Source organism: Microbispora sp. GKU 823 (assembly GCF_002027145.1).
Lineage (GTDB): Bacteria > Actinomycetota > Actinomycetes > Streptosporangiales > Streptosporangiaceae > Microbispora > Microbispora siamensis.
Window position 1 is genome coordinate 55,182 of sequence record NZ_MWJN01000027.1, and the last position, 21,977, is coordinate 77,158.

At 70.9% G+C, this 21,977-nt stretch carries 23 protein-coding genes and 2 pseudogenes; 7 read left to right on the forward strand and 18 right to left on the reverse strand.

All coding sequences use genetic code 11. The features are described from left to right. Nucleotides 1-75: 75 nt before the first annotated feature. From B1L11_RS16645 to clpS, 6 genes are all read right to left on the reverse strand, one after another. Complete coding sequence (locus B1L11_RS16645) at nt 76-1,023, reverse strand: PLP-dependent cysteine synthase family protein (protein ID WP_079315317.1); 948 nt, start codon at nt 1,021-1,023, stop codon at nt 76-78. Beyond that, entirely contained in the window at nt 1,024-1,302 is a 279-nt protein-coding gene (locus tag B1L11_RS16650; RefSeq protein ID WP_079315318.1) for a MoaD/ThiS family protein, read from the reverse strand. It abuts the gene before it with no gap. A 271-nt stretch (nt 1,303-1,573) separates the two neighbouring features. After that, nucleotides 1,574-1,990 carry a Mov34/MPN/PAD-1 family protein gene (locus B1L11_RS16655; protein WP_079315319.1) on the reverse strand — a complete coding sequence of 139 codons (417 nt, stop codon included), beginning with the start codon at nt 1,988-1,990 and terminating at the stop codon, nt 1,574-1,576. Between the two features lie 9 nt (nt 1,991-1,999). After that, on the reverse strand, nt 2,000-2,098 hold the full coding sequence (locus B1L11_RS51015) for a DUF2017 family protein (RefSeq protein WP_256862620.1): 99 nt from the start codon (nt 2,096-2,098) through the stop codon (nt 2,000-2,002). Continuing rightward, nucleotides 2,053-2,523, reverse strand: coding sequence for a DUF2017 domain-containing protein (locus tag B1L11_RS16660; RefSeq protein WP_256862611.1), 471 nt, complete (start codon nt 2,521-2,523; stop codon nt 2,053-2,055). The genes B1L11_RS51015 and B1L11_RS16660 overlap by 46 nt, the downstream gene beginning before the upstream one ends. Next, complete coding sequence (gene clpS / locus B1L11_RS16665; RefSeq protein ID WP_079315320.1) at nt 2,523-2,810, reverse strand: ATP-dependent Clp protease adapter ClpS; 288 nt, start codon at nt 2,808-2,810, stop codon at nt 2,523-2,525. Before clpS ends, B1L11_RS16660 begins: the two co-directional genes overlap by 1 nt. 39 nt (nt 2,811-2,849) lie before the next feature. Between clpS and B1L11_RS16670 the strand changes: the two genes are divergently transcribed. The 4 genes from B1L11_RS16670 (at nt 2,850) to B1L11_RS16685 (ending at nt 6,391) form a co-directional block, all read left to right on the forward strand. Then, nucleotides 2,850-4,133 carry a nicotinate phosphoribosyltransferase gene (locus tag B1L11_RS16670; protein WP_143737316.1) on the forward strand — a complete coding sequence of 428 codons (1,284 nt, stop codon included), beginning with the start codon at nt 2,850-2,852 and terminating at the stop codon, nt 4,131-4,133. A gap of 79 nt (nt 4,134-4,212) precedes the next feature. Then, on the forward strand, nt 4,213-4,785 hold the full coding sequence (locus tag B1L11_RS16675) for a nicotinamidase (protein WP_079315322.1): 573 nt from the start codon (nt 4,213-4,215) through the stop codon (nt 4,783-4,785). 522 nt (nt 4,786-5,307) lie between these two features. Continuing rightward, nucleotides 5,308-5,568, forward strand: a complete 261-nt coding sequence (locus tag B1L11_RS16680; protein ID WP_079315323.1) for a hypothetical protein — start codon at nt 5,308-5,310, stop codon at nt 5,566-5,568. A 265-nt stretch (nt 5,569-5,833) separates the two neighbouring features. Then, nucleotides 5,834-6,391 carry a hypothetical protein gene (locus B1L11_RS16685; RefSeq protein ID WP_143737317.1) on the forward strand — a complete coding sequence of 186 codons (558 nt, stop codon included), beginning with the start codon at nt 5,834-5,836 and terminating at the stop codon, nt 6,389-6,391. A 164-nt stretch (nt 6,392-6,555) separates the two neighbouring features. Here the strand turns inward: B1L11_RS16685 and B1L11_RS16690 are convergent, their stop codons facing one another. The 6 genes and pseudogenes from B1L11_RS16690 to B1L11_RS54890 form a co-directional block, all read right to left on the reverse strand. After that, complete coding sequence (locus tag B1L11_RS16690) at nt 6,556-8,313, reverse strand: DEAD/DEAH box helicase (RefSeq protein WP_079315325.1); 1,758 nt, start codon at nt 8,311-8,313, stop codon at nt 6,556-6,558. A 393-nt stretch (nt 8,314-8,706) separates the two neighbouring features. Then, the gene (locus B1L11_RS16695; protein ID WP_079315326.1) at nt 8,707-9,243 is read right to left on the reverse strand and encodes a hypothetical protein; all 537 of its coding nucleotides are present in this window, start codon (nt 9,241-9,243) and stop codon (nt 8,707-8,709) included. Nucleotides 9,244-9,683: 440 nt separating this feature from the next. After that, entirely contained in the window at nt 9,684-10,574 is an 891-nt protein-coding gene (locus B1L11_RS16700) for a hypothetical protein (RefSeq protein ID WP_079315327.1), read from the reverse strand. Between the two features lie 129 nt (nt 10,575-10,703). Beyond that, nucleotides 10,704-12,026, reverse strand: a complete 1,323-nt coding sequence (locus B1L11_RS16705) for a M43 family zinc metalloprotease (protein ID WP_256862612.1) — start codon at nt 12,024-12,026, stop codon at nt 10,704-10,706. 71 nt (nt 12,027-12,097) lie between these two features. Then, nucleotides 12,098-12,358 (reverse strand): DUF3039 domain-containing protein, encoded by a 261-nt coding sequence (locus B1L11_RS16710; RefSeq protein ID WP_030510937.1) that lies wholly within the window; start codon nt 12,356-12,358, stop codon nt 12,098-12,100. An 86-nt stretch (nt 12,359-12,444) separates the two neighbouring features. Further along, nucleotides 12,445-14,009 (reverse strand): annotated as a pseudogene (locus tag B1L11_RS54890) (MFS transporter). A 135-nt stretch (nt 14,010-14,144) separates the two neighbouring features. On the opposite strand from B1L11_RS54890, the gene B1L11_RS16720 reads away from it, so the two are divergent. Then, nucleotides 14,145-14,816 (forward strand): TetR family transcriptional regulator, encoded by a 672-nt coding sequence (locus tag B1L11_RS16720; RefSeq protein WP_179155186.1) that lies wholly within the window; start codon nt 14,145-14,147, stop codon nt 14,814-14,816. Here B1L11_RS16720 and B1L11_RS16725 read toward each other — a convergent pair. Next, on the reverse strand, nt 14,809-15,381 hold the full coding sequence (locus B1L11_RS16725) for a leucine-rich repeat domain-containing protein (protein WP_256862615.1): 573 nt from the start codon (nt 15,379-15,381) through the stop codon (nt 14,809-14,811). The genes B1L11_RS16720 and B1L11_RS16725 overlap by 8 nt on opposite strands. A gap of 103 nt (nt 15,382-15,484) precedes the next feature. After that, nucleotides 15,485-15,865, reverse strand: a pseudogene (locus B1L11_RS54045) (leucine-rich repeat domain-containing protein); the annotation flags it as partial. Nucleotides 15,866-16,062: 197 nt separating this feature from the next. Between B1L11_RS54045 and B1L11_RS16730 the strand changes: the two are divergent. Beyond that, nucleotides 16,063-17,466, forward strand: a complete 1,404-nt coding sequence (locus tag B1L11_RS16730) for a cellulase family glycosylhydrolase (RefSeq protein WP_079315329.1) — start codon at nt 16,063-16,065, stop codon at nt 17,464-17,466. Nucleotides 17,467-17,550: 84 nt separating this feature from the next. Here the strand turns inward: B1L11_RS16730 and B1L11_RS16735 are convergent, their stop codons facing one another. From B1L11_RS16735 to B1L11_RS16745, 3 genes are all read right to left on the reverse strand, one after another. Further along, on the reverse strand, nt 17,551-18,126 hold the full coding sequence (locus tag B1L11_RS16735; RefSeq protein ID WP_079315330.1) for a YqgE/AlgH family protein: 576 nt from the start codon (nt 18,124-18,126) through the stop codon (nt 17,551-17,553). 101 nt (nt 18,127-18,227) lie between these two features. After that, nucleotides 18,228-19,637 (reverse strand): NAD-dependent malic enzyme, encoded by a 1,410-nt coding sequence (locus B1L11_RS16740; RefSeq protein ID WP_079315331.1) that lies wholly within the window; start codon nt 19,635-19,637, stop codon nt 18,228-18,230. A gap of 239 nt (nt 19,638-19,876) precedes the next feature. Continuing rightward, nucleotides 19,877-20,791 (reverse strand): tetratricopeptide repeat protein, encoded by a 915-nt coding sequence (locus B1L11_RS16745; protein ID WP_079315332.1) that lies wholly within the window; start codon nt 20,789-20,791, stop codon nt 19,877-19,879. 129 nt (nt 20,792-20,920) lie between these two features. Here B1L11_RS16745 and B1L11_RS16750 point away from each other — a divergent pair, with 129 nt between their 5' ends. Next, nucleotides 20,921-21,427 carry a DinB family protein gene (locus tag B1L11_RS16750; protein WP_079315333.1) on the forward strand — a complete coding sequence of 169 codons (507 nt, stop codon included), beginning with the start codon at nt 20,921-20,923 and terminating at the stop codon, nt 21,425-21,427. 16 nt (nt 21,428-21,443) lie between these two features. Here the strand turns inward: B1L11_RS16750 and B1L11_RS16755 are convergent, their stop codons facing one another. Next, nucleotides 21,444-21,911 (reverse strand): Lrp/AsnC family transcriptional regulator, encoded by a 468-nt coding sequence (locus B1L11_RS16755; RefSeq protein WP_193206717.1) that lies wholly within the window; start codon nt 21,909-21,911, stop codon nt 21,444-21,446. Nucleotides 21,912-21,977 lie beyond the last annotated feature (66 nt).

Consider the following 21,977-nt stretch of genomic DNA (forward strand, 5'->3'; position numbering starts at 1 on the left):
CCGGATCTCCGGCCCACCCATGCCGGAGCGGGCGGGGTGAGCCGGTCGGCCTTCATCGGCGATCCTTATCGGCGATCAGGCCCAGAGCTGGCCTTCGAGCCGGTCCTCCGCCTCGTCGAGGGTGCCCTCGTACGCGCCGGTGGACAGGTACTTCCAGCCGCCGTCGGCCACGATGAACACGATGTCGGCCCGCTCGCCCGCCTGGACGGCCTTGCGGGCCATGCCGAGGGCCGCGTGCAGGGCGCAGCCCGTCGAGATGCCCGCGAAGATGCCTTCGGCGGCCAGCAGCTCACGGGTCCGGCGCAGCGCGTCGGCCGAGGTCACGGAGTAGCGGGTGGTCAGCACGGACGCGTCGTACAGCTCGGGCACGAATCCCTCGTCCACGTTGCGCAGGCCGTAGACCAGCTCGCCGTAACGCGGCTCGGCGGCCACGATCTTCACGTCCGGCACGTGCTCGCGCAGGTAGCGGCCGACGCCCATGAGCGTGCCGGTCGTGCCGAGCCCGGCGACGAAGTGGGTCACGGTCGGCAGGTCCGCGAGGATCTCCGGCCCGGTCGACTCGTAGTGGGAGCGCCAGTTGGCGGGGTTGCCGTACTGGTAGAGCATCACCCAGTCGGGATGCTCGGCCGCGAGGCCCTTGGCGACCCGCACCGCCTCGTTGGACCCGCCCGCCGCCGGCGAGGAGATGATCTCGGCGCCCCACATGCGCAGCAGCTGGCGGCGCTCCTCTGAGGTGTTCTCCGGCATGACGCAGATCAGCCGGTAGCCCTTGAGCCGGGCCGACATCGCCAGCGAGATGCCGGTGTTGCCGGAGGTCGGCTCCAGGATCGTGCAGCCCGGAGTGAGCAGCCCGTCCTTCTCGGCCTGCTCGATCATCCACAGCGCCGGCCGGTCCTTGACCGACCCGGTCGGGTTGCGGTCTTCCAGCTTCGCCCAGATCCGTACGTCAGGGGACGGCGAGAGCCGGGGCAGACCCACCAGCGGGGTGCGCCCGACCGAGTCGATCAACGAGTCGAAGCGCATTCAGCGCGCTCCCCCCGCGACGGCCGGGAGCACGGTCACGGTGTCGCCGTCGGCGACGGGCGTGCCGAGCCCGCCGAGGAAGCGTACGTCCTCGTCGTTGAGGTAGACGTTGACGAAGCGGCGCAGCCCGGACTCGTCCACCAGCCGGTCCTTCAGGCCGGGGTGGCGCGACTCCAGGTCGCCGATCAGCTCTTCGAGGGTCGATCCCTTGGCGTTGACCGCCTTGGCGCCATCGGTGTAGCTGCGGAGGATGGTAGGAATGCGGACCTCGATGGCCATGTCGGCTCAATCTCCTTGATCAGTGGTCGTCGTTATGGTGGGCGTCCAGCCTGCTCGCGTTCATGTGCTTGAAACATGGGCGGGCGGGCGGCGATTCCAGCGGTCTTCTTCCCCCGGGCACCGGCGGGCGGGTTCAGTGACAGTCGTAGACGACGACAGACGGCGTGTGCGCGAAGAGGAACGCCTGAACAGGAGATTCCGGGCGCACCCGGCGCGATAGGGCAGCCGGTGACGACACGGGACGAGCGTCATCGTTAGCCATAACTTCAGTTTAACCGTAGGACTCTACGATCTTGACTTCCTCCTCCGTCACGGCCCCGTCCACGATCCGGTAGGACCGGAAGGGCGTGTCCTCCTCGGAGGCGGTCGACACCAGCACGTAGTGGGCGTCGGGCTCGGAGGCGTAGCTGATGTCCGTACGGGAGGGGTACGCCTCGGTGGCGGTGTGGGAGTGGTAGATCACGACAGGCACCTCGTCGCGGTCGTCCATCTCCCGCCACACGCGGAACTGCTCCATCGAGTCGAAGCGGTAGAACGTCGGGGAGCGCTCGGCGTTCTCCATGGGGACGAACCGCTCGGGACGGTCGGACCCGGCGGGCCCGGCCACGACGCCGCACGCCTCGTCGGGGTGGTCGGCCCGGGCATGGGCCACGATCTTGTCGACCAGCTCGCGTGAGATCGTCAGCATGCGGGCAACCTACCAAAGCGCCCTGACGAGGGTGTCCTGCAGGTAGGTCAGCCAGTCGTAGGTCACGAACGCCGGATAGCGGGGGTCGTCCTCGGACATCGAGGCGATCTCCTCGTGGACCTCCTCGGTGACCTCCAGCCGCACGCCGAGCGCGAGGCGGACGCGTTGATCGCCCGCAGCCACGCCTGCCCCTGCTCGGCCGTCAGCGTCAGCCGGCCCGGCGCCGCCGTCTCCAGCAGCGTCGTCGCGTCGGCCCGCTTGCCGTCGCGCAGCGTCGCCTCCGTGTAGCGCCGGAACTCCTGCGCCGCGTCCTCGTCGTCCGCGTACGCCGAGGGGAACAGCCGCGCGAGCACGGGGTCGGCCGGCGGCGCGGCGGAGCCGATGCCCAGGGCGCGCTCCAACGGGTCGTCGCCGGTGGTCCCCGGCTCGACCAGGCCGAGCACCTGCGACACCAGCGAGCGCAGGATCGACACCTCGCCCGCGTCGAGTTGGACGGTCACCCCGTCGGACGTCGCCCGAAATCCCGTGCTCATCACTTGTCCTGCTGGACGGTCGCCCACAGCCCGTAGGAGTGGAGGATCTGCACGTCCCGCTCCATCTCCTCCCGGGTGCCGCTGGCGACGACGGCCTTGCCCTTGTGGTGGACGTCCATCATCAGCTTCTCGGCCTTCTGCCGGGGATAGCCGAACACGGTCTGGAAGACGTACGTCACGTACGACATCAGGTTGACCGGGTCGTTCCACACGATCGTGAGCCACGGCAGATCGGGGCGCACGTCCGACGACGGACGCTCGACCTCGGTTGGAGCTGTGCTACCCACGTACCCATCCTGCACCACGACCGTCGTAGTCTTCGACACGTGCGCATGACCACGGGCACGGCCCTGCTGACCGACCAGTACGAACTGACGATGCTCCAGGCCGCGCTCGCCGGCGGCGCGGCGCACCGGCGGGCGGTCTTCGAGGTGTTCGCCCGGCGGCTGCCCGGAGGACGGCGCTACGGGGTGGTGGCCGGCACCGGGCGGTTCCTCGACGCGCTGGAGGACTTCCGCTTCGAGGAGCAGGACATCGAGTTCCTGTGTTCGGCCGGGATCGTGGACGAGCCCACCGGCGAGTTCCTCGCCGGCTACCGCTTCTCCGGCAACGTGTACGGCTACCGGGAGGGCGAGGCGTTCTTCCCCGGCTCGCCGATCATGGTGGTGGAGGGGACGTTCGCCGAGGCCGTGCTGCTGGAGACCGTGGCCCTGTCGATACTCAACCACGACTGCGCGATCGCGGCGGCCGCCTCCCGGATGACGCAGGCGGCCGGAGACCGGCCGCTCATCGAGATGGGCTCGCGCCGCACCCACGAGTACGCCGCGGTCGCCGCCGCCAGGGCCGCCTACCTGTGCGGCTTCGCCTCCACCTCCAACCTCATGGCCGGCCACCTGTACGGCGTGCCGACCGCCGGCACCGCCGCCCACGCGTTCACCCTGCTCCACGACTCGGAGGAGGACGCCTTCCGGGCCCAGATCGACGCCCTGGGGCTCGGCACCACCCTGCTCGTGGACACCTACGACGTGGCGAAGGCCGTACGCACCGCGGTGGAACTGGCCGGGCCCGACCTCGGCGCGGTGCGCATCGACTCCGGCGACCTCGCCGTGGTGGCGGTGGAGGTGCGCCGCCTGCTCGACGAACTGGGCGCGAGCCGCACACGGATCGTCGTCACCAGCGACCTGGACGAGTTCGCGATCGCGGCGCTGGCCGCGGCGCCGGTGGACGCCTACGGCGTCGGCACCGCCCTGTCCACCGGCTCGGGACATCCGACGGCCAGCCTCGTCTACAAGCTCGTCGCCCGCGAGGACCACACGGGACGGCTCCAGCCGGTCGCCAAGGCGTCCGTCGGCAAGCCGAGCGTCGGCGGGCGCAAGTGGGCCTACCGCAGGACCAGCGGCGGCACCGCGACCGCCGAGGTCGTCACCCGCGAGCCTGTGGAGACGGAGGACCGCCCCCTGCTGGCCGAACTCGTGCGGGACGGCAAGGTCGTCGGCCGCGAGAGCCTGGAGGCCGCCCGCGACCGCCACCGGGCGACGTTGGCCGAGTTGCCATTGGAAGCGTGCAGCCTCTCCCCCGGAGACCCCGCAGTCCCTACTATCTTCAAGTGATCGCGGGGGACCGGCGCATGAGGACGACGCCGGTCCTCCGTGATCGCCACGCTGAGGATCGCCACTGTGAGGTGACCCCATGAAGACCGCGCTCGTCGTCGTGGACGTGCAGAACGACTTCTGCGAGGGCGGCAGCCTGCCGGTGGGCGGCGGCGCCGAGGTGGCCGCCGCGATCAGCCGCCACGTCCACGAGCACGCGTACGACCACGTCGTCGCCACCCGCGACTACCACGTCGATCCCGGGGCCCATTTCGCGGCCGAGCCCGACTTCGTGGACTCCTGGCCGCCGCACTGCGTGGTAGGCACCTCCGGCGCCGGCTTCCACCCGGCCTTCGACACGGCGAAGGTCGAGGAGGTCTTCAGCAAGGGCGCGCGGCAGGCGGCCTACAGCGGGTTCGAGGGCGCCACCGCGGACGGCGTGGGCCTGGCCGCCTGGCTGCGCGAGCGCGGCGTGGAGGCCGTGGACGTCGTCGGCATCGCCACCGACCACTGCGTCCGGGCCACCGCCCTCGACGCGGCGGCGAACGGCTTCGCCGTACGGGTCCTGCTGGACCTGACGGCCGGCGTGGCCCGGGAGACGACCGAGACGGCGCTCGCCCGCCTCGCCGAGGCCGGGGTGGAGCTCACCGGGGAGCCCGTCCTCCGCTCCTGACCCGCGAATCCGATCGGCCGGGCGGCCGAGCCGGGACACGCGCGCGGTCGGGACGTCAATGTCTTCACCACGAAGCGTCACGGGTGTATTACCTAGAGCGACGACTCTTCGTGGATTGGCGGCCCCGATGTTCGCGTTCCTGCTCGGCCTCAGCTGGCTCGTCCTGACCCCGGTCTGCATCTGGCTGCTCTTCGGCCGCGGTCACCGGGGCCTGCTCCGCGTCACCGGCGCGCTGACGCTGGTGGCCCTGCAGACGGCCACGATGATCATGGGGTTCACCCAGAGGTCCACCCGGTTCCCCGCCCAGACGGTCGCCGTACGCGACCCACGCGCCGCCGTCGGCGCGACGCCGACGGGCCGGCAGGCGCGCAGGCCGGGCAGGCGCCCCGAGCAGCGGCATCCGCGGCACCGTCTGCGGCACCGACACCGGCACCGAGTGGCCAGCCCGCCTGCGATTCGCGCGTCCCCAACCCCGAGGCCGTACGACTGTCGTTCCACGGCAGGGCCCTGCACGGCCTCACGGTGTACTGGCCCGCGTCGCCCGCGCAGTGCGACACGGCGACGGTGGCCGTCCACCAGGCCGGGCACCGGCTGCGCATCTGGCTGCGCGAGGGCGCGGAGGCGAGGCAGCACGAGGGAGCACGCAACGTTCCCGTACGCGTGGAGCAAGGCATGGCCTCCCTCAGCCTCCGGCTCAGCCCGGCCACCCGGCACCACCGGCGTTACGTGGCGATCAACGGCCACACCGGCGACAAGATCCCGCTGCGCTCCCGCATCTCGTAGCGCCCCCGACGAGGTCAAGAAAAGCCGGCCCGCAAATAGGGGAAGTCCGGACATGAAGCGCAGAACACGCAGCGCTCGGTGAATATTCATCCCACCGATAGCGAAGATTGCGCACCGTGTGGCCGAGGCGGCACGGAATGCGCCGCCGATTACTCACTTCCCGCCGACCTTCGAGCTGATACCAGTTGCCTCCGCGCAGTTGCAGCGCTCCCACTTCCCTCCAGCGAGCCTCGGCTACGCTGCGAGCAGCATCGGAGGACGACCCGTGAGGACACTCGAAGAACGCGTGAAGCACCTGGAGAATGAATTCATGAAGCTCAGCGTCGACTGCTATAAGCAGGCAGCAGCACACGCGTACGACGCGACGCAGCCGCATTGGGACAAAATCGACGCAATAAGCGACCGCCTGGTGCGAGTCGAGCAGATATCGGAGGAGACCAAGGCCGATGTCAACGTCCTCAAGAGGCAAATGACGGTTGTCGCCGTCCGGCTTGACCGCATCGACGGCGAGATCGGCCGACTGGATCGTCGCATCGACGGCCTGAGCGGACGTGTGGACGACCTCAGCGGACGCGTCGACACGCTGAGCGGACGCGTGGACGACCTCACCGGGCGCGTCGACACGCTGAGCGAACAGGTCACAACGCTCACCGGACGCTTCGACACCCTGACGGTGCACGTCAGCGACCTCACCGATCGGGTGGACGCGATGGCCGCGTCGAACATGCGCATGTTCGAGCTCGTCCTCGACCGGCTGGGCGCCCTGCAACACGACACCCACCAGCCGCAGCGGGTCGCGGGGGTTGAACTCTCGCAGGGGTAGTCACGCCGACCCGGGCGCGCAGGCACGCAGAGCATGACCTGCTCGCTCCGTGCCGAAGTCCGTTCGGGCCCGCAAAACAAGGGGCATCGGGGGCGGCACTGGGTGTCGCCCCCGATCACCATTGTGTCAGGTGGTGAACCCGGTGCCCTCGGTGTGTGGCGGGGTCACCTGCGCTGGGTGGCCCACTTGCGGATCATCGCGATGCGCTCGCGGACCTGCTCGGCGGTGGCCTGGGCGATGGCCGGGCCGCCGCAGGCGCGGCGCAGCTCGGCGTGGATGACGCCGTGCGGCTGGCCGGTGCGGTGGTTCCACGCGCCGACGAGGCCGTTCAGCTCCCTGCGGAGCTCGGCGAGCTGCTCGTGCGGCGCGAGGGCGGGGGCGCTGTCCTCGCTCCCCTTCTTGGTCCTGCGCTTGGCCGCCTGCTGGTCGGCCTGGCGCTTGCGCAGCAGTGAGGCCACCTGGTCGGGCTCCAACAGGCCGGGGAGGCCGATGAAGTCCTCCTCCTCGGGCGAGCCGGGCGCGGCGGCGGTGCCGAACTCGCCGCCGTCGAAGAGCACCCGGTCGAAGGTGGCCGACGCCTCCAGCGTCTGGAAGGGCAACTCGTCGCCGAGGGCGTCGGGCTGCTTCTTCTCCTGCTGGGCCTGTTCGAGGAGCATGTCGTCGAGGCCGTCCTCGTCGCGGCGGCGGCCCAGAACGTGGTCGCGCTCGGCCTCCATCTCGCCCGCGAGGCCCATCAGGACGGGCACCGAGGGCAGGAACACCGACGCGGTCTCCCCCCGCTTCCGGGCGCGGACGAAACGCCCGACCGCCTGGGCGAAGAACAGCGGGGTCGAGGTGCTCGTGGCGTAGACCCCGACGCACAGCCGGGGAATGTCGACGCCCTCGGAGACCATGCGGACCGCGACCAGCCAGCGCCGGTCGGAGGCGGCGAAGTCCTTGATCTTCTTGGACGCGCCCGGGTCGTCGGAGAGCACGACCTCGGCCCCTTCCCCGGTCACCGTGCGGATGTGCCGGGCATAGGCGCGGGCCGACTCGTGGTCGGAGGCGATGACCAGCCCGCCTGCGTCGGGAACGCCCCGCCGTACCTCGGTGAGGCGCCGGTCGGCCGCGTGGATGACCTGGCGGATCCAGTCGCCCTTCGGGTCGAGGGCGGCCCGCCACGCCTGCGAGAGCTGGTCCTTGGTCAACGGCGTGCCGAGGGTGGCGGCGATCTCGTCGCCCGCGCGCGTGCGCCACTTCATCTCCCCCGAGTACGCCAGGAAGATGACCGGGCGGACGACGCCGTCGGCCAGGGCCGGGCCGTACCCGTAGGAGTAGTCGGAGACGCTCCGCATCGCCCCCTCGCCGTCCTCGACGTAGGTGACGAAGGGGATCGGGCTCTCGTCGGACCGGAACGGCGTGCCGGTCAGCGCCAGTCGTCTGGTCGCGGGCTCGAACGCCTCGCGGACGCCGTCGCCCCACGACTTCGCGTCGCCGGCGTGGTGGATCTCGTCGAAGATCACCAGAGTCTTGCGCGCCTCGGTGCGGGCCCGGTGCAGCGCCGGGTGCATCGCGATCTGGGCGTAGGTGACCGCGACCCCGGTGTAGTCGCGCGAGGTGGCGCCCTGGCTGTTCTTGAACTCGGGGTCGATGCTGATCCCGACGCGAGCCGCGGCGTCGGCCCACTGCCGCTTGAGGTGCTCGGTGGGGGTGACGATCGTCAGCGCCCGCACGATCCCGCGGCCGAGCAGCTCGCTGGCGATCCGCAGCGCGTACGTCGTCTTGCCGGCGCCGGGGGTGGCGACGGTCAGGAAGTCGCGCGGCTCACGGCTGAAGTAGAGGTCGAAGGCCTGCTGCTGCCATGCGCGCAGCTTCGGGGCGGTGCCCCAGGCGGCTCTGTCGGGGTAGGACGGGGAGAGGTGGGACGCGGCCGAAACGCTCAACGACGCCTCCCCGAACTCATCGGAACACTGGTGTCTCTATCGGTTCGCTCCCTCACAGTGGATTCAGACTAGCCCGCCGGACCGACAAGACGTGCCGCCCACACGCAGGGTGGTCCGAAATAGCCTGGTGTGGCAATCCCCACAGCCTCAGGAACCGGGCGTGGCGTCGCGGTGCGATCCGCCCTGCCGTCGCTGCGGGCGGCGGGATCGGGACCCCGGGCCGCGCCGATGCAACCGGGACCAGGAACCAGGGTGGACGCGACGGCGAAGCGCGCCCCGAGACCCGCGCAGCGCACGAGCCCCGCTCAGAAACGGCCGGGGCGGGTGACCCGCGGAGCCCTTCGGCGTCCACAGGGCCCCGCCCCGGAAACGGTCAGTTCGCCGCGCCCACCGTCACAGACGTGTCGGGGCGCTGCAACGGCTGCTGGTCAGCGGAAGGGCGGAGGTACCGCTCGTGGTGGAGACGCTGCAGTCGGAGAAGAGGATGGCGCCGTCCGCCCTCCGCACCGTGACCCTGACCCGCCCCACGGGAATCCCGCTGCTGCTGAGGCTGGTCAGAGCGCCACCGCCGGGGACGACCGACAGAGCGGTGCTCGGCGAGGGCGCCAGGGTGATGTCGTACAGGTACCCGCCGAACACCGTCGTGAGGTCGGCCCAGCCCGTGCCGTCGTTCACGAACACGCGCCCCCTGCGCGCCGACCCGGTGAAGGTCGTCGAGGTCGTCGGAGTGACGCCGGTCGCCGCGACCGTGAACGCGGTGACGATGTTCGCGCTGTCGAGGCGCGGGTAGGGAATGAACTTGTTTTTGTCGCCGACCGGGTTCGTCGCCGCCTGTGCGGCGGGGGCGGCCTTCGTCGTGGTGGCATTCGCCGCGATCGAGCCCGACAGCCCAACCGCCGCGCAGGTCACCGCCGCCGCGGCGGACCACATCAGCAGGCGACCGGCGCCACGCGAACCAGAGGCCGAGCTGCTCCTACGAGAAATCAATTTGATTTCCCCCCATGGTGAGAATTGGTCTTTCCGGGTCACCGCGTTTTCGTGCGATGCGACACCGAAGATACCTGGCCGGTGAAACGCGGGCAGTGAGCCACTTATTGGATATCGGCAAACAGATGTTACGCCTACCTCAAAGCCGCTCCGGCGACACCGCCATCTCCCTTTTATTGCGCAGGAAGACGCCGGAGTGCCAATCAACGCGCTTATATGGATATTCAACCGGACAACCAAGGCAAAGAGCTGCACAGATAAGTCGGCCGGTTTCCCGATTCAACGGCTATGCCCGAGTAATCGCTCGTACGGAGCGAGAGACGGTTATTTCCGGATTCGAGCGACGGGCCGCCGTACGAGGGCGTGCCGGTTCGACGGCGGGCTCAGCGGGCTCCCCACATCAGGCCCTCGATCTCGGCGCGCGACTGGGGACTGTCGGGATGGGCCAGCCCGAGCAGGACCGTGCTGCCGCCTTCCGGCCGGGTCAGCAGGGTCACCCGCATGAAGGCGGGCTCGTTCACCACGTCGGTGTACTCGGCCCGTACGGCCCGCGTGTGACCCGGCCGCCCGCCGACGGTCACCGCGCGGTCGTCCAGCACCTCGACCTTGTCGCCGTGCAGCAGCAACTGCGTGTAGAGATCGCTCAGGTCGATGACGGCCGACCGCAGGTTGGGCGGGTCCACCCGGTCGCCGGGCCGGGCCATGACGGTGGCGCTGTCCCCGCGCGCGGCGACGGAGGTGAAGCCGGTCACGGGCGCGACGACGCCCTCCCGCCACTGCGGCGGCAACGTGTAGGCGACGCCGGCGATCTGGTCGTGGATCACCGTGGGAGGCGCGCTCTCGGCGCGATGCAGCACCGTGACCACCACCGCGCCGATGACGGCCGCCGAGCAGACCAGCGCGAGCCCGCCGACGAGAAGGCCCCGCAGCCACCGCGGCATCGGGCGGGGAGGCGTCTCGGGCGCGCGGTAACGGCGGGCCGAGGGGGGCAGGTCGTCCTCGGGCTCCGGGGACTCCAGGTCCAGGGACGGCCAGACCGGGCGGTCGCCCTGGCTCCGTTCTGAGACCGGCGCGCCGTACAGGCCGGTGAGGCTCTCCTCCGGGTTCCGGTCCGGCTCCCGGTACGGCCGTGAGGGCCACTGGGGGGACGCGGGCGGTGTGGACGGCCGCGGCGACCCGCCGAGGGCGCCGTACGGGCGAGTGGGGCCCTGCGTGGACGGCGCGGACTCGTCCTCGGCAGGGGGCCAGACCCGGCGGGTCCACTGGTCATCCACAAAGCCTCCCCGGGCGGCCTGGCCGGGCGCGTGGGACGGAACCGGCGAGCGACTCGGCGCTCAGGGCCGGGCGCGGGGCTTCGTGACCATGAACGCTGCTGTGGAGTTACTCACACCCGCGCCGCGACGTCAACGGCTCCGGCCCGATTCGTCATCGCCCTGTTCCTCCTGGCGGTTCCTCCCCGCCCTGTATATGGTCGACCGGGCCCTCACGGCCTTGTGCGGCGAGGCTCGGCACAGGGCTGTCCGTGATGCCGTCCGGGGTGCTGTCCGTGCCGTCCGCAGCGTCCGCGGCGGCCCCCTGGAGGCCCGCGGCGGCCTTCTGCAGCCCGGCGTCGGTTCCCTCCGGCGCGGACGGCGATAGGCGTCCCACATCTGGTGGACGCGCACGCCCTGGCCCGCGGTGAACTCGCGCATGCAGCGGTCCTGGGCGTAGTCCATGAAGTTGTGGATAGGGTCGCCGCCCGTGGCGGGGCAGGTGTCCTTCTTCGAAGGGCAGCCGTTCGTCGGGTAGGCCTCGGAGGGGGTGTCGTCCACCGAGTCGCCCGGGGCCTTGCAGCCGTTCTCGAACGTGTGCAGCAGGCCCAGCCAGTGGCCGATCTCGTGCACCGCGGTGAAGCCTCTGGCGAAGTCGCGCAGCGGGCCGCCGGGGACGCTCCGCCAGTCGATCACTACGCCGTCCAGCACGGGCTCGTCGTCGTACCAGTACGGGTACGTGGAGTAGCCGAGCACGAGCCGGCTCAGCTGCGCGATGTACAGGTTGAGCGTCTCGGGACCCCCGACCCGCAGCTTCTTCTTCATCGGCTCCTCGTAGCCGAGGGGGTCGCGGAACCAGCTCCGGTTGTCGGTGTGGGTGATGCCCTTGAGCTCGAAGCGCACGCCGGTGTCGGCTCCGCCGTACCCGCCGGAGTAGGCGGTGTTCAGCACGGCGATCTGCCGGGAGACGGCGGCGTCGGGCAGGCCGAGCGCACGGTCCCTGATGATGTGCACCCACACCGGAACGGTGATCCGCTCGACGGCCCCAGGAGCGCTCCGCCGGCCGTTCGCGGCACCCCCCGGCCGCGCTGTGTCTCCGGGCTGCGCTGTGTTCCCGGGCTGCGCGGTGTCCCCTGGCTGCGCAGTGTTCCCGGGCTGCGCGGTGTCCCCTGGCTGCGCGGTGTTTCCCGGCTGTGCCGTGCCGAGCCTGCGAGCCAGGTCGGCCGACATCCGGGCGACCTCGTCCGGCCCCGGCTCACGCGGCTCCAGGGCGTGCGTGAGCGCGCCCACCCCGTGCCGGCGCTGCGGAACGGCGTGGCGGGTGAGGCAGGCGTCCGGGCGCGAGGCCGGCGATCCACGCAGTCCGGCGCCGGTGTGACCACCGGCCGCCCGGGAGGCGGCGGACGCCGGGGCGGCGCAGGCGCCGCCCAGCGCGTAAAGGCATGCAAGGAAGACGGCGATGGGTCGCCGAACCATTCGTTCCCCCGATACGGCTGGTCAGATGGCTGACCCTAGCCGCCGGGGAGGCGATGATCCCGTATCGACACTCACTCGCCGGACGGTTCGCCCTTGGGCAACCCCTCGTAGATCTCCTTGCACTCCGGGCAGACCGGGTACTTCTTCGGGTCGCGGCTGGGCACCCAGACCTTGCCGCACAGCGCCCGCACCGGCGCGCCGGTCACGTAGCTCTCAGTGATCTTGTTCTTGTCGGCGAAGTGCGAGAAGCGCTCGTGGTCACCGTCGCCGTGCGAGAGCCGGGGTGTTACGTCGCTCTCGGGAAGAATCTTCGTGCCGCTCACGGATACCAAGTCTACTGAGCGAGGAGGCGGCCCCGGCCCGGACGCGCGTACGGCCCCCGCCGGGGTGGCGAGGGCCGTACGACAGGGACCGGACGTCAGCCCATGTGGACCGGGGCGCCCTCGGTCTTGCGGCCGGCCTTGACGAACAGGGCCAGGGCCGCCGCGACGAGGGCGACCACCGTGCTCACGACGAAGCCGAGGTGCAGGCCGTCCATGAAGGACAGGTGCGCCGCGTCGGCCAGCGTCTTGGCCACGGGCCCGGTCAGCCCGGGCGGGGCCTGGCCCACCGAGGCCAGAGCCTTCAGGCCCTCCATCTGGGCGGGCGGGACGGCGGCCGCCGCCGGACCGAGGTACCCGGGCAGCACGTCGGCCACCTTGGCGGACACGACCGCGCCCAGGATGGCGGTGCCGAGCGCGCCGCCGACCTGCATCGCGGAGTTCTGCACGCCGCCCGCGACGCCACTCAGCTCCTCCGGCGCGTTGCCCACGATGATCTCCGTGGCGCCGACGAACACCGGCGACAGGCCGAACGCGAGCAGCACGAACGGGATCGCGCTGTCGGCGAAGGCGGCCTCGACGCTCAGCCGCGACATGAGGAACATCGCGAAGGCGCTGATCACCATGCCGCCCGCGATGGTGATCTTCGGGCCGAGCTTGCCGATCAGGACGCCCGCGATGGGCGAGGCGACGATCATGCCGGCGCTCATGGGCAGCATCCGCAGGCCGGAGTCGAGCGGCGTGAGCCCGTGCACGCCCTGGAAGAAGAACGTGAGGAAGAACATCGCGCCGAACATCGCGAACGACATGAGGATCATGAGGACGGTCCCGATCGAGACGAGGCGTTGCGGAACAGGCTCAGCGGCAGCAACGGCTCGCTCGCCCTCGACTGCCAGAACAGGAACACGGCACCAACCACGACGGCGGCGGCGAGGAAGCCGAGCGTCTTGGCGTCGCCCCAGCCCCACTCGGGGGCCTTGATGATGGCCCACACCAGCGCGAACATCGCGCCGGACAGCAGCACGACGCCGAGCCAGTCGACCCGGGACAGCGTCTGGGCCCTGCTCTCCCGCAGCGCCCACAGCCCGAACGCCAGCGCCACCACGCCGACCGGCACGTTGATGAAGAACACCGACTGCCAGCTCACGTTCTCCACCAGGAGTCCGCCGACGATCGGGCCGGCCGCGCTCGACAGGCCGATGATCGCACCCCACGCGCCCATGGCCATGTTCAGCTTCTCGCCGGGGAACGCCGACCGGAGCAACGCGAGCGCGGCGGGCTGGAGCAGCGCGCCGAACAGTCCCTGCAGCACCCGCAGCGCGATCAGCACGCCGATTGAGGACGACAGGCCGATGGCGAGCGAGGTCAGCGCGAAGCCCGCGACGCCGATCAAGAAGACGCGCTTGTGCCCGAACAGGTCGCCCAGCTTGCCGGCGGTGATCAGGAAGACCGCCAGCGCGAGCAGGTAACCGCTGGTCACCCACTGCAGGTCCGCCAGCGTCGCCTTGAGTTCGACCTGGATGACCGGGTTCGCGATCGCCACGACCGTGCCGTCGAGCATGACCATGATCACGCCGAGCGAGACGGCGAGCAGCGTGAGCCATGGATGCCCCTGGCCTCGTCCTGGAGGCGCGTCGGCGTCCACCGATACGGCTTGAGTCATGGAGATTCCCCCTTAGCACCACTGTGTCGACGGGCAGTAATTTATGTCAGTCGATGACAGATGACAAATCCTTTTATCCGACATACGGTGACAACCGAGAGTTTGTGAACCGGCAGTTTCGAGGAGGTGACCGCCGTGGGTCTACGCGAACGCAAGAAGCAGCGGACGCGGGACGCCCTGATCGACGCGGCCCTCGACCTCTTCCTCACCAGGGGCTACGAGGCGACGACCGTCGACCAGATCGCCGCCGAGGTGGAGGTCTCGCCCAGGACCTTCTTCCGGTACTTCGCTTCCAAGGAGGACGTGGCGCTCTCGCTGACCGCCGACGAGCAGCGGATGCTCCTCGCGGAGCTGGCCGCACGCCCCGAGTCGGAGTCGCCGTTCACGGCGCTGTGCCAGGCGATGCGCTCGTTACTGCAGATCCTACGAGAGGCGGATGAGACGGAGGCAGGCAGGTACCTGCGTTGCCAGAAGGTCGTGCACTCCACGCCCGCCCTGCTCGCCGGGACCATGCGGCTGGTCAAGGAGAACGAGCGCAGGCTGGTCGCCGAGGTGGCCCGCAGGCTCGGAGCGGACCCGTGCGACCTTCAGCCGCAGTTCATCGTGGCCGTCTTCGTCAGCGTGGCCCTCGCCTGCTTCGACGAGCGCACGCAGGACCCCGCCGTACTGGCACGGCGGCTGGAGGACCTGCTCGCGCTGGCCGAGCGTTCCCTGTGTCCCGGCTGGGACCTGCCCGCACGCTCGGAAGCCGGCCGAGCCCGCCTCAGTCTCAGCCCCGGGCTGACGCCGCGGCACGTCCTCACATGAGCACGACGCACCCGCGCTCGCGCAGCGGGCGGACGCAGGCGGGGACCTCGTCGAACTTGATCCAGCGCAGGTCGAGCTTCTCCAGCCGCGGCAGCTCCGCCAGCCCGCCGGGCAGCCCGGTGAGACGGGTCGCCCGCAGGTCGAGGTGGGTCAGCTCGGTCAGCCGTACGACGGAGCCGGGCAGCCGTTCCAGAGGGTTGCCGCGCAGGTCCAGGTGACGCAGCGCGCGCAGCCCTCCGATCGCCTCGGGCAGCGCGGCGAGCCGGTTGTTCCTGAGGTGCAGCTCGCGCAGCCCGGTCAGGCGGCCGACGGTCTCCGGCAGCGTGGTCAGCCGGTTGTCGTGGACGCGCAACTCGTGCAGGCCGGTCATGCCGCCGATGGCCTCGGGCAGCGCGGCCAGCCGGTTCTCCGCCAGGTTGAGGTAGCCGAGCCGGTCGAGCCGTCCCAGCGAGGCGGGCACCGACGTGAACCCGTTGTCGCTCAGGTAGAGGTAGTCGGTGAGGCAGGGCAGGTCGCCGATCTCCGCCGGCACCTCGCGCAGCCGGTTGTGCCCCAGGTCGAGCATGCGCAGCTGGCGGAGGCGGCCGAGGCCGGGGGGGAAGGTCCGCGATCTCGTTCTCGGCCAGGTTGAGCGACCGCAGCCGGCTCAGCCGCCACAGCGCGTCCGGCACCGCGGTCAGCGCGTTGCGCCCCGCGCTCAGGTGTTCGAGCGAGGCGAGACGGCCCAGCTCGGGCGGGAGGGCCGTGATCCGGTTGCCGTAGAACAGCAGGACCCGCAGCCGCTCCAGGCGCCCGATCCAGCCGGGCAACGTCGTGAGCGCGTTGCCGTCGAGGTCGATGTGGCGCAGCGTCGCCATGTCGCTCACGGCGACGGGCAGCGACGGCAGCCCGGCATCGGGCGCCACCAGGGCGACGGGCACACCGCCGGCGAACCGTACGGCGCCCGGAGGCGCCCAGCCGGGTTCCGGCACGCCGAGATCGGGCATGGCAGCCGACTCTACAGACGCCCTCCGCACCCCCGCGCACCGGCCGACCGGTGAACGTTTCATCGGAATGCGGCGGCCCAGGTGAGGGCCCGCGGCGGGAGATCGTGCTGGTCCGGTGGCACACCATGCCGAACCGGTTCAGTGAGGCGCGGGCCCCTCGACGGCGGCGCGAGAGCCGTCTCCTGTACGGCCCCGGCTCCCCCTGCCTATGGTGCGTCCGGCGCTTCCATCGGTGCCGATCCCCCCACCCGAGGTACAGAATGAGAACACGTTTCATCGCCGCGGGCGCGGCGCTCCTCGCCCTCCTGATGTCGGTGATCGCGATGACCCAGAGCGCGCAGGCCGCGACCGGACTCCACGTCAGCGGCACGAAGATCCTCGAAGCCAATGGGAACCAGTTCATCATGCGGGGCACCAGCCACGCCCACACCTGGTATCCGAGCCAGACGAGCTCGTTCGCGAACATCAAGTCCCTGGGCGCGAACACGGTCCGCGTCGTGCTGAGCGGCGGCCGCTGGACGGCCAACTCGGCGAGCGACGTCGCCAACGTCATCGCACTGTGCAAGCAGAACCGGTTAATCTGCGTGCTCGAGAACCACGACACCACCGGCTACGGCGAGCAGAGCGGCGCGTACACGCTCGACCAGGCGGTCGACTACTGGGTCGGCCTCAAGAGCGTGCTGACCGGCCAGGAGAACTACGTCGTCATCAACATCGGCAACGAGCCGTACGGCAACAACAGCCCCTCCGCCTGGACCAGCGCGACCAAGAGCGCGATCAGCAGGATGCGGGCGGCCGGGTTCCAGCACCTGCTGATGGTCGACGCGCCCAACTGGGGCCAGGACTGGCAGTTCGTCATGCGTGACAACGCCGCCTCGGTCTTCGACAGCGACCCCCAGAAGAACACCGTCTTCTCGATCCACATGTACGGCGTCTTCGACACCGCGGCCGAGGTGACCGGCTACCTCCAGGCGTTCCAGACCGCCGGCCTGCCGCTGGTGATCGGCGAGTTCGGCAACATGCACTCGGACGGCGACCCCGACGAGGACACGATCATGTCGCAGGCCCAGTCGCGGGGCGTCGGCTACCTCGGCTGGTCGTGGAGCGGCAACGGCGGCGGCGTCGAATACCTCGACCAGGTGACGAACTTCAACGTCAGCCAGCTCACCTCGTGGGGCCAGCGGCTCTTCAACGGCGCCAACGGCATCAAGTCGACCGCCAAGGAGGCCACGATCTACAGCGGCCAGCCGCCGGTGAGCCCGTCCCCCAGCCCGTCCGCGTCCCCAAGCCCGTCCGCGTCCCCCAGCGTCTCGCCGAGCGCGTCCCCGAGCCCGAGCCCCAGCCCGTCCCCGAGCGGCGGCGCCAAGGGCTGCTCGGCGACGTACAAGGTCGCCAACCAGTGGGGCGGCGGCTTCCAGGGCGAGGTGACCGTCAAGGCCGGCTCCAGCGCCATCTCCGGCTGGACCGTGACCTGGACGTACGCCAACGGCCAGACGATCACCCAGGCGTGGAACGCCACGGTGACGTCGAGCGGGTCGTCGATCACCGCGAAGAACGTGAGCTACAACGGCGGCCTCGGCGCCGGAGCGTCCACCTCGTTCGGGTTCCTCGGCTCCTGGAACGGCACCAACGCGGTGCCGGCGGTGAGCTGCACCGCGAGCTGAGACGCCTCACCCACGGCCGGGCGCGCTTCCCGCGCCCGGCCTCCGCGTGTCACCGCGCGGCCCGTGCGGGGCGTGCCGGGGGAATCAGTTGAGCAGGGGGTCGTCGGGGAAGGTGGCGACCAGGGCGAGGTCCCCCTTCTGCCTGCGCAGCACGGTGCGCCACAGCGTGGCCGGGTTCGGGTGGAAGGTGTCCCCCGGCTCGGAGTCCACGACGTACCAGGCACCCTCCTGGAGCTCGTTCTCGAGCTGTCCCGCCGTCCAGCCCGCGTAGCCCGCGAAGATCCGCATCTGGGAGATCTCCCCCGCCAGGATCTCCGGGGGCGCGTCGAGGTCCACCGTGCCGAGGCGCGAGACCGCCGCCCTGCCCTGCAGCCGGCGCCAGCCCAGCGGCTCCTCGCCGCTGAGCACGACGGCGAGCGCGAGCGCGCTGTCCGTCTGCACCGGGCCGCCCTCGAACAGCACAGGAGGACCCGTGACCAGGGCGTCCCAGGAAGGTAAGACCTGGGTCACGGCGATCTCGCTGGGCCGGTTGAGCACCACACCCAAAGTGCCGCCGTCCTCGTCGTGCTCCAGGACGAGCACCACGCTACGCCGGAAGTTGGGGTCGTCGAGCAGTGGCGTCGCTACAAGCAACCCGCCGACGTAGATCGCCTCCGCCATACATCCCATCATGAGGGAGGATTGCGGATTCGTGTACGCCGACCCCGGTTTGCCGCGTCATATTACTTACCGTGACAGCGACGTCACCGCTCGGACCCGTACTAGGCCTCGGTGAAGCCGCGCGCCCTGCCGCCGGCGGACTCCCGTACGGCCGCCGCCACCGCGTTGGCCACGTCGGGGTGGAAGACGCTGGGAATGATGTAGTTGGGGCCGAGTTCCTCGCTCGAAACGACCGCGGCCAGCGCGCGGGCCGCCGCGAGGAGCATCTCCTGCGTGACGCCGTCCGCCTGGGCGTCGAGCAGGCCGCGGAACACGCCCGGGAACGCCAGCACGTTGTTGATCTGGTTGGGGTAGTCCGACCGGCCGGTGGCCACGACCGCGGCGTGCTCGCGGGCGTCGTCCGGGGAGACCTCCGGCTCGGGGTTGGCCAGCGCGAAGACCACCGCGTCCTTCGCCATGGCGGCGACGTCGTCCCCGGTGAGGATCCCCGGCGCGGAGACGCCGATGAACACGTCGGCGCCCTTGACCGCGCCGCGCAGGTCCCCGCCGTACCCCTCGCTGTTGGTGTGCTCGGCGATCCAGCGCAGCGAGTCGTCGAGGTCGTCGCGGCCGAGGTGCACCGCACCGCGGTAGTCGCAGACCACGACGTTCCGCGCCCCGGCGGCCAGCAGCAGGCGCAGGACGGCGGTGCCGGCCGCGCCGGCGCCGGCCATCGCGATCCGCACCTCGGAAAGCTCCTTGCCGACGACCTTCAGCGCGTTGGTCAGGGCGGCGAGCACGCAGATGGCGGTGCCGTGCTGGTCGTCGTGGAAGACCGGGATGTCGAGCAGCTCACGCAGCCGCCGCTCCACCTCGAAGCAGCGCGGCGCCGAGATGTCCTCCAGGTTGATGCCGCCGAAGCCGGGCGCGATGGCCCGTACGGTAGCGACGATCTCGTCCACGTCCTGGGTGTCGAGGCAGATGGGCCAGGCGTCGATGCCGGCGAACCGCTTGAACAGGGCGGCCTTGCCCTCCATCACCGGCAGCGCGGCGGCGGGGCCGATGTTGCCGAGGCCGAGGACGGCCGAGCCGTCGGTGACGACGGCGACCGAGTTCCGCTTGATCGTGAGGCGGCGGGCGTCCTCGGGGTTGCGCGCGATCGCCAGGCTGACCCGCGCCACGCCAGGCGTGTACGCCATCGACAGCTCGTCACGGTTGCGCAGGGGGACCTTCGACTGCATCTCGATCTTGCCGCCGAGGTGCATGAGGAAGGTCCGGTCGGAGACCTTGTGGATCGCGACGCCCTCGACCGCGCCGAGGCTGTCGACGATCGCCTGCACATGGTCGGCGTCCTTGGCCGCGCACGTCACGTCGATGCGGAGCTTCTCGTGACCGGCGTTGGTCACGTCGAGGGCGGTCACCACGCCGCCCGCGTTCTCCACCGCGTGGGTGAGCAGGCTGACCGCCTTGCCCCCTGCGGGCACCTCGAGGCGCACGGTGATCGAGTAGGACACGCTGGGCACGGTGGCCACGTCTATCCGCTCCTTTGCGGGGTGTTGCCTGGCCGTGCTCTCCCGGCTGCTCCAGTGGGGCGCGGCCTCCGCGTGGCGGCCACGCTCGCGCATCCGGCTGGACGGCTCATGGGTGCTATCCATCGTGCCATCCCCGGCGGGGTGTTTCAGCCCGTGCCCGTGCTGTTTCCGCCACGCGCCGTGCCCGGCCCGCGCGCCGCCGTGCCGCGGGGACCGAGGCGGGCGCGGGCGGGAACGGGTCAGAAAAGCGCGCTGGCCAGCGCCCTGCGCGCCCGCGACACCGACGGGTCGTCGGCGGGCAGGGCGTCGAACAGCCCCAGCAGGTGGACCCGCGCCTTGTCCCTGTCGGCGCCCCGGGTGCGCCGCACGAGCGCGACGAGCCGGTCGAACGCCTCGTCCACCTGGCCGTTCACCATCTCCAGGTCGGCGGCCTGGGTCTGCACGTCCACGTCGTCGGCGTTCTCGGCGGCCCGGCGCAGCACGTCGGCCGGGTCGAGGTCCTGCGTGCGCCGCAGCAGCCCGACCCCCGCGAGGCCGATCTTCGCGCCCTCGTCCGACGGCGACCTCGCCAGCAGGCGCTCGTACGCCGCGGCCGCGGCGTCCAGGTCGCCCTTCTCCACGGCCTGCTCGGCCGCCAGAAGCTCGGGGTCGACCATCGGCTCGGCGGGCTGCCCCTCGCCCGGCGCGGCCAGCTCCACGCCGAGCTGCTCGAACACCTGCGCCAACGCCTGCCGGAGCTGCGCCTCCGGCAGTGGCCCCTCGAACAGGGGCATGAGCTGCCCCTGGAAGGCCAGGTAGACGGTGGGCACCGCGCGCATCCGCAGCGCCTGGGCGAGCTGCGGGTCGGCCTCCACGTCCACCCTGGCCAGCACCCACGCGCCCGCCGCCTCCGCGGCCAGCTTCTCCATCACACCGCTGAACTGCCGGACCTGTTCGGCCCTGCTCACCGTCGCCTCGACGATCACGGGAACGCTCAGGGAGCGCTCCACCACGTCGGCGTTGAAGGTGGCCGAGGTCACCTCGATGACGTCCGCCGAGGCGGCTCCGGACGGCCCGGCGGCCTCACGCCGCGCCTGGGCCTCGAGTGCCTGCTTGCGCGCGCCGAGGTCCACGGCGCCGTAGAGCGATCCAGGTCGAGAGAACTCCGCTGCCATACCCCCAATCCTGCCGTACCCGCCCGCGTGATCCGTGCGATCCCCGCCCCCTTCCTCCGGCGATCGGGACGGGCCGGCGCCCGCCGTAGGGTGAACGACGCACAAATCGCCATATGGAGGGAGCAGGACATGGCAGTGGAACGCATCGGCCCGCCGACCGTCGCCGGTGAGCGCGAGATGCTGCGCGCCTTCCTCGACTACCACCGGGCCACGCTCGCGCTGAAGTGCGACGGCCTGTCGGACGAGGAGCTGCGCCGCAGGTCGATGCCGCCGTCGACGCTCACGCTGCTCGGCCTGGTCAGGCACATGGCCGAGGTCGAGCGCGCGTGGTTCCGCCGTGTGATCAACAAGGAGGACGTGCCGCTCGTCTGGTCGGATGAGGGCGACTACCAGGCGGCGTACGACCCGAGCGGGTCCACCGGCGCGGAGGCGTTCGCCGCGTGGCAGGCGGAGGTCGAGCACTCCCGCAGGATCGAGCGCGCGGCGGAGTCGCTCGACGTCACCGCCTACCAGCCGCGTTGGGGCGAGGAGGTCTCGCTGCGGCTGGTGATGCTGCACATGATCCACGAGTACGCCCGGCACAACGGCCACGCCGACTTCCTGCGCGAGGGCGTCGACGGGACCGTGGGCGTCTGAGCCCGGGGGCTGATCTTCAGCCGACCGGGCCCTGGACGGTCCTGCGTTCGGTACGGAAGATCAGCGTCGTCTCGAGATGGACGATCTCCGGGCGGACCAGGATGCGTTCGAGGATCAGGCGGTGCAGGTGATCGGCGTCGGGCACCGCGACGTGCACCAGGAAGTCCTGCGGACCGGCCACGTGGAACAGCGCGATCGTCTCCGGGAGCCCGAGCACGAACGCCCGCAGCGGGTCCACGAGCTGGCTCGTGTGGGGCCGCACGCGCAGCGCCAGCAGCGCCTCCAGCGGCCGTCCGAGCGCCTGGGTGTCGACCTCCGCGCGGAAGGCCGTGATCAGGCCGCGCCGGCGCAGCGACCGTACGCGTTCGAGAGCGGTGGAGGGGGCGACGCCGACCCGCTCGGCGAGGTCCTTGTTGGGCAGCCGTGCGTCCTTCTGCAACAGCTCCAGGATCTTCCTGTCGGTCGAATCCAGTTCGGTGCTCACGGCCTCTTTCCTTGGTTGATTCGGCGTATGTGGCGGATGGACGTCCGATACGGCCATCATCCCGGC

Excerpts from the sequence above, each read along its gene's own strand:
- B1L11_RS16645 (WP_079315317.1), bottom strand. The coding sequence starts at position 1,023 with ATGCGCTTCGACTCGTTGATCGACTCGGTCGGGCGCACCCCGCTGGTG.
- B1L11_RS16650 (WP_079315318.1), bottom strand. The coding sequence starts at position 1,302 with ATGGCCATCGAGGTCCGCATTCCTACCATCCTCCGCAGCTACACCGAT.
- B1L11_RS16655 (WP_079315319.1), bottom strand. The coding sequence starts at position 1,990 with ATGCTGACGATCTCACGCGAGCTGGTCGACAAGATCGTGGCCCATGCC.
- B1L11_RS16660 (WP_256862611.1), bottom strand. The coding sequence starts at position 2,523 with ATGAGCACGGGATTTCGGGCGACGTCCGACGGGGTGACCGTCCAACTC.
- B1L11_RS16675 (WP_079315322.1), top strand. The coding sequence starts at position 4,213 with ATGAAGACCGCGCTCGTCGTCGTGGACGTGCAGAACGACTTCTGCGAG.
- B1L11_RS16695 (WP_079315326.1), bottom strand. The coding sequence starts at position 9,243 with ATGTGGTCCGCCGCGGCGGCGGTGACCTGCGCGGCGGTTGGGCTGTCG.
- B1L11_RS16705 (WP_256862612.1), bottom strand. The coding sequence starts at position 12,026 with ATGGTTCGGCGACCCATCGCCGTCTTCCTTGCATGCCTTTACGCGCTG.
- B1L11_RS16725 (WP_256862615.1), bottom strand. The coding sequence starts at position 15,381 with ATGCTCGACCTGGGGCACAACCGGCTGCGCGAGGTGCCGGCGGAGATC.
- B1L11_RS16730 (WP_079315329.1), top strand. The coding sequence starts at position 16,063 with ATGAGAACACGTTTCATCGCCGCGGGCGCGGCGCTCCTCGCCCTCCTG.
- B1L11_RS16735 (WP_079315330.1), bottom strand. The coding sequence starts at position 18,126 with ATGGCGGAGGCGATCTACGTCGGCGGGTTGCTTGTAGCGACGCCACTG.
- B1L11_RS16745 (WP_079315332.1), bottom strand. The coding sequence starts at position 20,791 with ATGGCAGCGGAGTTCTCTCGACCTGGATCGCTCTACGGCGCCGTGGAC.
- B1L11_RS16750 (WP_079315333.1), top strand. The coding sequence starts at position 20,921 with ATGGCAGTGGAACGCATCGGCCCGCCGACCGTCGCCGGTGAGCGCGAG.